We start from the raw sequence: 7,903 nt of genomic DNA on the forward strand, positions 1-7,903 counted from the left end.
CAGTAGAGCTACGGCGCACAGCCGCAGCACTCAACGAGCACGGCCTGACCGGCAGGGACATCGCACACGTCTTGGGAGTCTCACCCCAGCGCGTCTCGCAGTTGCTCAACGACCAGCAGGCCCGAGGTTAAAAGACAAGCTGAGCGGGGCCAGGGCGAGGTGGTCGGCGATGGCGCGGATCTCTGCCCGGCGCTGTGCTCCGCTCAGGCCGCCGCCGGTGGGGAGGTGGCCGGTGTCCTGTTCGTGCTGGTGGCGGTTGCGCATGTCCTCGTCCCACAGCGACAGCGCGCGGCGCCGTCGCTCGGCCCGGCCGGCGCCGTCCAGGAGCCACAGGCCGGTGGCGAAGTTCTCCAGGGCGCCGCGCAGCAGGGTCCAGGGGCTGGTGGGGTCGACCTCGCCGGCCACCGTCAGGCGGCGCAGCGCGTCGGCGTGGGCCAGGCCCGCGGTGTAGGAGGCGCGGATCAGGTGAGCGGCCGCGTAGGCGCCAAGTGGTGCGTCGTCGGTGGCCAGGCTGCTGGCCGGGGCGGGGGCGGGCAGCTGCCGGTAGGCGCCGTCTGTGCGGGCCTGCTCGACCTCGCCGAAGAGGGGCAGGAGGTAGGCGCCGTTGAAGTCGCGCGTGCTCATGACCGGCCACGGTAGAAGCCAGGGAGCAGAAGAGGTAGCGGGTTTGTGTGCTGCCCAGGCCGGAGAGCATCGGCACCTGTTCTATGGGCGGTCGGGATACCAGGGGGCGAGGCGCAGCAGGAGGTGGAGGGTGCGGCGCGCGGCGGTGCGGTGGGCGAGGGTGGGTGCGTAGGCGGCGCCGAGGGCGAGAACGGCGGTGAGGGCCAGGAGCAGCAGGAGGCCGATGCCGGCGTAGGCGAGTGCGGTGCGGCCGCCGGTGGTGGGGGCCAGGAGGAGCACGGTGGCGGCAGCGGGGGCCGTACGGGCGGGCAGGTTGCGGGCCCGGCGGGACGGGGTGGGGCGGGGACGTCGAGGGCGCGCGGGCATGGGCGAGCGGCTCCTTCCAGAGGCGTACGTGCGTACGGCGGTTTTCCGGGCCTTTGCCGGTGCCCGGTGGTTTCCCAGTTCAGCGGGTGCGGGGAGGACCGTTTCCGGGTACCTCGCGGGGTTCTAAAGTGAGTGGGTGGCAAGAGGAGAGCCGAGTCCGGCGGATGTGGAGCTGATCGGGCGTCTGGCGGCGCTCGACGTCGTGGTGTCGGCGGCGCAGCTGGAGCGGTGGCGGGGGCTGGGGCTGCTGCCCCGGCATGCGCGGGCGTGGCTGGGGCGCGGGCGCGGTTCAGTGTCCGTGCTCGCCGAGGAGACCGTCGCGGTGGCCGCGGCGCTCGGGCGGCACGCGCGCTCGGGGCGGGATGTGCGCTGGACGGTGATCGCCTGGTACGCCGAGGCCGGACGCCCCGTCCCGCCCGGGCAGTTGGCGGTACCCGAGCCGCCGTGGCCGGCCGTGCGCGAGGCCCTGGTGTGGGCGATGCGGCGCTCCACGGCGCAGCGCCTGGTCATGGCGGCGCGTGCGGCGGCCCGTGGGGGCGAGGAGGAGCAGGACGCCTTCTACGCGCAGGCCGGGCGGGTGGTGGGGCGCGGGCACGCCGGGCCCGCGCACCCCGACACGGTGCGGCGGGTGCTGGAGGATCCGGACGCCGAGCTCGACCGGGGTGAGGACCGCCGGCGGCGGCGCGGGGCGGTGAGCATGGTCGCGGCCGCCGCCATGGGCGCGGGCGAAGTCGGCGGCGAGCGGCTCGTCGACGCGCTCACCACCCTCACGCCCGGCCTCGACTGGACCGGCTTCGCCGCAGATGCGCGGCAGGCCGAGGAGACGGGCGAGTTCGAGGGGTGGATCCGGGCCGGGGCCGTCGACCCGCTCGGTCTGCTCCAGGCGGCCGGTCCCGAGGAGATGGCCGTCGCACGCCACGCCGCGGTGGTGCTCGCGGGGATCGGCGGCCTGTACCTGATGCACGGGCTCGGCATGCCCGACAACCCCGCCCTCGCCCGCCTGCGGGCCGTGCTGGAGGAGTCCGGCTTCGCCCTGATCGTGGCCCAGATGGTGCCGATGATGATCAACCCGTCGGGCGTCGTGCACGCCCTGACCATGTGCCTCGCCCCCGAGATCGCCGCTCTCGCCGCCTGGCTGGAGTCGGTGCTGGCCGAACAGTCCGACACCGGACAGGGGCTGCTGCGGCTGCCCGGCGCCGAACAGGAGGGACCGGAGGCGTTCATGAAGGCCTGGATCGGCCACCTCCACCAGCTCACCGACCGCGCACGCGCCCGCCGCACCGCCACCGCCGAGGACTCCGACGGGGCGCGGCCGTCCGCAGGAGCGCCGACGGACACCGGGCCGACCGCAAGCAGCACGGAGCAGGGCCAGTGACCAGGCACGACCCCTATCAGCCTTCTCCTTGCCGAGCACATACAGAGTCGCCCAGGTCTCCCCCATCTGACCGGGCCACTCCTCGGGGGGACTCCTCTGGACCCGGGCTCCAGTCCCTGGGGTGGGCGAGGATGGCCCTGGCCCACCATGCTTGGGCGGTCTGCCGTTGACGCCGTGCGTCATCGGTGGCTTCGGCAGTCGCATCTTCGCAGTCGGAGCGGACCCGGCCCGCCAGCTCGACCGACGGGTCACGCACCCTTGCGACTGCCGCGTGCGTCTATCGAAGTCACCCATATGATCGTCTGGCTGATCGCTTGCCACGAGGGGGAAGATTGTTGCGGCTCAAGAGGACAGTTCAGGGTCTATGCCTGATCGCGGCTGTCATGTCCCTGTTAGCGTGCGGATCCGGGACCGGAGCTGGGAAGCACCGCCCGCCCCCGGACGACGCGCCTTCGGCTCAAAGCGCCGGAGTCCTGAACAAGGATCAAATACAGGCGGTGCTCCCGGACTTGGACGACGTGCCTCCGGGCTGGGAGAAATCCGGGACACTCCGTCTCCACGGTGCCAACCCGAAAGACGGCGGCATTCTGGCCTCCGGCACCCGAGGTTACGCTGCGACCGATCTCGAAGGCGATGTCGGGTTCGGTATTTACTCATTCCACACTCGTGCTCAGGCCATCACGAGGTACACGGAAAAGAAGTCCCAGATGGCGAACGCCCAACTGGGACCTGCACAGATCCCAGACACCGACGCAGCGTTCACGGCTTCCTTCTGCGTCGGCACGAACCCCTGCAGCACGTCGATCAACCTCCGCGTGGACTCCGTATACGCCTACGTGAACATCAACACAGATGGTCCAGCTGCGGCCGATGCCAAGATCCTCAACTCTGTTACCCGCATGTTCGTCCAGCGCATCCGGCAGGCACAGCATGGGTTGTCGCCATCGGCAAAGGCAGCGTGAATCCGCAAGCATCTGACTTTTTGCGATCGCCATGAAAGTTTGAGCCAGAACCGAAACCCGTCAACAAAACCACGCCGGGGTGCACGGCCGCGCGTTCGGCGGCGGTGCCTGGGGCGCGCGGCGGGGTGTGCTCAGCGCCGGCCGGGTCAGGGGCAGCCAGAACGCGTCGTTGAGGGCGACGGGCCAGCCGGCGTCTGGGGATCAAGCCGGGCGATGAGGGTACGACTGACCCGCTGGAGTTCCTCGTCGTGGTCGATGCTCTGGAACCTTCCGCCACGCCGGGGCAGGGCGAGTTGCTCGCGGAGCAGGGACAGGGCCGGTGCCGCGAGGGGGCCCATGCGGTCCAGGCAGGCCACGACATGGTTGGCTGTCGCGGGGTTCTGGGCCATGGCCTGCAGCAGGGCGTCCAGGACGGCCGGTGCCTCGGCCTCGCCGCCGATCTCCCAGAGCGCGGCCGCGCAATGCACCCGAACCCATTCGTACTCGTGCGTCAGGAGGCCTCGCAGGCGCGGCAGTGCGACGGAGGCGGGCGGGCCTATCTCGCCGAGCAGATCAGCCGCGTCACCGATGCGGAAGGTGATCGAGTCGTCGAGGAGGCCGAGCAGGAGGGGCATGACCTCGGCCGGATCACGGCCGACGGCCCACAGCGCGGCGACGGCGGCAGGTTGTACGTGCGCGTCGGTTGCGGTGGTCAGCGACCGGATCGTGTCCCGTGCGACGGCTGCCGCCGGGCCGAACGTCTCCAGTGTCTTCAGGGCTGATCGCGTGACGCCGTGCTGCTCATGGCGTACCGCGGCGCCTAGGGTGTCCACCACCGCGGGAACCGCTGCGGGGTCGCCGAGCACGGCCAGGGCGGTCAGGATCGCGTTGGCACTCATCTCGGTCCACTGCTGGGAGAGGTCAATCCCGCGCAGATGCTTGCAGAGACGGGGCACCAGCTGGTCCGCGGCCTGCGGCAGATGTCCTGCGACCTGGATCGCGCGCCAGGCGTCGACGTCGCTGTCCAGCGCGGCCAGCAGACTCGGCAGCGCGCGCGTGTCGCCGAGGCGCGCCAGGGCCCGGACAGACTCCTGGTGACTTCTGCGCAGGTGCCCCCTCGGTGCGGCCCATACGTCGGAGCCGTGGGCCGCGCATTGGGCGTCGATGTGCGCGGCGAGTGCCTCCCGGGCCGGGGCGGCGATCGGGTGGCAGGCTTCCAGGACGGCCGCGGCCTCGGCGGCGACCTCCTCGTCGGCCGTGGTGAGCTGGTCGGCGACCAGCAGCAGGAGGCGGGTGTGGTCCCCGCGCCAGGTGCGCATCAGCTCGCCGCTCATACGGACCGCGTCCAGGCGCGAGCCGGGGTCGGGGCTGCTCAGCTGCTCGGCCAGCACCGCGGTGCGCTCGGGTAGCCGGGCGCCCAGGACTTCGTGGAACGTACGCAGCAGGACCGCGGTCGGTGCGAACACACGCGTGTGCCGGTCGAGGTCCTCAAAGGCGGCGACGATCTGGGGCGCAACGGTGTCAGTGGAGGCCGCTGGGCGGATCGGAGCCGGCGCGATGGGTCGCACGGGTAGGGCGCCGGCGGTCTCGCGCAGCAGGACCACGGCCGCCGGCACGACGTCCCCGCCGATCTCGTCCGGGGCGCAGCGGGCCCGCTGGACCAGGGCCGCGAGCCGGGTCACCGGGCCCTGGGCCGGGTCGGCCGCCAGCCCGGCAAGCCAGTCCATCACCGGGTGCGAGGCCGCCGGAAGGCGCAGGGCCAGGGCGGCCGCCGCCTGAACGACCTGCAGCCGCGCGGCAATACCTTGCTCGGCGGCCAGCCGCTCGCGCAGCACTGTGGCGGCCCGGTCGGCGTCGTCGAGGAAGAGCCCGAGCCCGCCAATCGCGGCCAGGCGCACGTCCGGGTCGCTGTCGCGGGCGAGTCCGGCGAACTCCCCACCCCGCTCGCGCAGGAAAGCGACGGCCTGCGCGTAGCCCGACGGGGGGTAATACTCGATCTCGGTGCCGTCGTCCTCGAAACCCCTCTCGAGGGACTCCCGGCCGATGCTGACCAGCAGCGCGACGACAGCGGCCCGGTCGGGCGTGGCGCCGTCGGCGGCCAGCTCGAACAAAAAGGGCAGACTGGCCGCCGTGCACGGGTACACGTCGCCCTGATGGTGGACGGCGCCGTAGAAGCGGTCGAGAGCCGTGCGGCGCTCCTCCGTGTCCGGGGAGCGCAGTGCCCACAGCAGGGCCGGTATCTCCTCGGCCGAGCCGTACGCGTGCTCCATCGACGCCCAGTCGATGTCATCAAGTCCCTCGAACATAATCCGAACCATGCCAGCAGGCACTGACAACAAAGGCCATTCGCCGTGCGGGCTGCAGCACGCCCGAGACTCCGGGGTGTCGTAGCTGCGCAGAGTGGTGAGGTGGAGCGACAGCCGCGGTGCTGGCAGCAGCTACCCCGCGCGCCTGCTTGACCGTGGCCGCACCCGGCGGCTTCCATGGGGCCGGGCTCGTGAGCGCCCGGCCGCGCGACGGACCAAGCCCCCAAGCCTTCCGTCGCCGAGGACCGGCCAGAAGCCTCACCGCTCCGTCCGCACGACCGTCTGCTTCTTCACACAGCGCGCACCGCCGGGGGCCGGTTACGCGCGGAAGAGACGCCTCATGCATCCTCCAGCCGCCCTGCAACTGACCGCCGACCGGCGGCGCAGCACCGGTGAATCCCACCAGGCTCTGTGCGCCCTGCTGCCTGGGTCCGGCCGGCCGTTGTCGATTCCGGCCGCGCGCCATGTCGAGCAGGCCCGGCTGGAGGCCGCGGTCTTTCAACGGGTGTGCGCGATGGGGGGCTTGAGCGAGCATCCGCTGGGCATCGTCCGTGTCCGTCCGGAGGCGGACCGGCTCACCCTCCGCCTCGTCGACGAGCCGGGGGTCATCAGCCACTGGGTCGACTTCGTGTATCCCGCAGTCAGCGGGGACTCAGGTGATGATCCACGCGACCGGGTCGCCGGCGTGCCGGGTCTGCGCAGTTCCCGCAAGGCGCGCGGCATCCGCCTGTACCGGCCCGGCATGGCAGCCGTCATTCTCCTGTCCGGGTTCAACCCGTACTGGTGGGAGCGGATCGCCGACCGGCACGAGGATGCCTACGGTCCCTTGCTGCGGCACACCGACTGGACGGACGTCGAGCGGGCGGCCTACGACGCCCAGGCGGCCTGCCCGCGTGACGCTTCCGCGCGCCTGTCGCCGCTGCTGCGCCGTATCCGTGCGACCGCCGGCCCCGGCACGGTCAACAGCACCGACACCTGGACCAGCGGCAACGGTGTCCGCCTGGAGACGACGGACGGACCGCCCTGCCCCGACCTCATCCGGCTCCTGACCGACGGGCCCTGCGGACTGGGCTGGGAGGTCGAGTACAAGGTGTGCACCTGCGCGTGCGATCACAGCCACGCCTCGGTCGGCTGCACCGTCGACTTCCGGGACCCGGCCACCGGACGGCGGGTGTGGTACTCCAACCTGAAATGGGGCCGCACCCTCGACAACGACCGCGGGGAGACCGTCGCCCGGCTGACCAGCGCCGTGTTCGGCTGAAAAAGTGATCGGCAACGAGCATTCGGACGTGCCGGCGGTTCTGCCCGCGGCGGCCATCGAACTTGATGCGTTCCGGCGGCCCGCTGGCCCGGTCGGCGCGCTCCCCTGCCCGGACCCGCCGGGCTACTTGGAGAAGTACAGGTACTTCCAGGCCCCGTAGGTGGTCGAGTTGACGTTGTCGCCGGACGAACCCTTGATGTAGACGGACCTCATCCGCGCCCGAATTCCGGACTGTCCGGGCGCTTCCAGGGCGACGGCCGATTTTCCGTTCGTGCCGAGCGCGAAGTATTCCGAGCCGCTGGAGCGCCAGGCGCCGTTGTAGTAGACCTGCAGGTCGAAGCGCTGCTTGCGGCCCGGGTAGTAGGTCATGGTCGTCGTGAGCAGCGGGTCGGTGTTCTTGTGGAACCAGGAGTACGACGTCGAGCCGATCTTGGCCGTCTTGTAGTGCTTGGAGACGACGGTGGCGACCTTCACCCGGGCGTAGGCGGTGGAGGTGACCGTCTTTGGCTTGTAGCGGGCGTCGCCCTTGAAGACCGCGGAGACGACGGTGTTCCGGGTCATGTCGACGGTTGCGGAGATGTTGCCGCTGGAGTTGGCCTTCGCGCTCTTGAGCAGCTTGTTGGGCTTGTCGGCGCCGTAGGGGTTGGCCCAGATCTCGACGGTGCGGTTCTTGTACGTGGTGCCGAGGTGCGCGGTGAAGGAGACGTCGGTGCCGTAGTTGTAGCGGTTGCCGTGCTTGTTCAGGGTCAGTGAGGTGGCCGCGCGGGAGACCGTGACCTGGTCGGTGGCGGTGGCCGGGGTGTGGTCGGTGTCGCCGGCGTAGGCGACCTTGTAGGTGACCGTGCCTCCGGCCGGCGGGGTGTCGGTGAAGGAGTAGGTGCCGTCCGGTTTCACCGCGGCGGCCGGCAGCGCCTTGCCGCCGGGGCTCTCCATGTCGGTACGGGTGACCTGCAGTTCGGCGCCGGGGGGAAGAGGGAGCGTGGCGGAGGCCTTGCCGGTGACGGTGAGCTTCTTGGCGCGGGTGGCGGTC

At 71.3% G+C, this 7,903-nt stretch carries 7 protein-coding genes and 1 pseudogene; 4 read left to right on the plus strand and 4 right to left on the minus strand.

Annotation, left to right across the window (positions count from 1 at the left end; genetic code table 11):
* Positions 1-59: 59 nt before the first annotated feature.
* Positions 60-131, plus strand: a complete 72-nt coding sequence (locus tag PUR53_RS48020) for a hypothetical protein (protein WP_443080252.1) — start codon at positions 60-62, stop codon at positions 129-131.
* Here PUR53_RS48020 and PUR53_RS01705 read toward each other — a convergent pair.
* The gene (locus PUR53_RS01705; RefSeq protein ID WP_329907127.1) at positions 106-624 is read right to left on the minus strand and encodes a hypothetical protein; all 519 of its coding nucleotides are present in this window, start codon (positions 622-624) and stop codon (positions 106-108) included. The two genes, PUR53_RS48020 and PUR53_RS01705, sit on opposite strands and share 26 nt — an antisense overlap.
* A gap of 81 nt (positions 625-705) precedes the next feature.
* Positions 706-990 carry a hypothetical protein gene (locus tag PUR53_RS01710; RefSeq protein WP_329907128.1) on the minus strand — a complete coding sequence of 95 codons (285 nt, stop codon included), beginning with the start codon at positions 988-990 and terminating at the stop codon, positions 706-708.
* Positions 991-1,126: 136 nt separating this feature from the next.
* On the opposite strand from PUR53_RS01710, the gene PUR53_RS01715 reads away from it, so the two are divergent.
* A complete protein-coding gene (locus tag PUR53_RS01715; RefSeq protein ID WP_329907129.1) occupies positions 1,127-2,365 on the plus strand; it encodes a hypothetical protein in 1,239 nt (412 codons plus the stop codon).
* A gap of 383 nt (positions 2,366-2,748) precedes the next feature.
* Positions 2,749-3,327 carry a hypothetical protein gene (locus tag PUR53_RS01720; RefSeq protein WP_329907130.1) on the plus strand — a complete coding sequence of 193 codons (579 nt, stop codon included), beginning with the start codon at positions 2,749-2,751 and terminating at the stop codon, positions 3,325-3,327.
* Positions 3,328-3,473: 146 nt separating this feature from the next.
* Here the strand turns inward: PUR53_RS01720 and PUR53_RS01725 are convergent, their stop codons facing one another.
* Positions 3,474-5,612, minus strand: a complete 2,139-nt coding sequence (locus PUR53_RS01725; protein ID WP_329907131.1) for a HEAT repeat domain-containing protein — start codon at positions 5,610-5,612, stop codon at positions 3,474-3,476.
* A gap of 340 nt (positions 5,613-5,952) precedes the next feature.
* Between PUR53_RS01725 and PUR53_RS01730 the strand changes: the two genes are divergently transcribed.
* Positions 5,953-6,873: a hypothetical protein gene (locus tag PUR53_RS01730; protein ID WP_329907132.1), complete on the plus strand. Its 921-nt coding sequence runs from the start codon at positions 5,953-5,955 to the stop codon at positions 6,871-6,873.
* Between the two features lie 123 nt (positions 6,874-6,996).
* On the opposite strand, the pseudogene PUR53_RS01735 reads toward PUR53_RS01730, so the two are convergent.
* Positions 6,997-7,903 (minus strand): annotated as a pseudogene (locus PUR53_RS01735) (Ig-like domain repeat protein); the annotation flags it as partial.

This window comes from Streptomyces sp. SP18BB07, assembly GCF_036322545.1.
GTDB lineage: Bacteria > Actinomycetota > Actinomycetes > Streptomycetales > Streptomycetaceae > Streptomyces > Streptomyces deccanensis.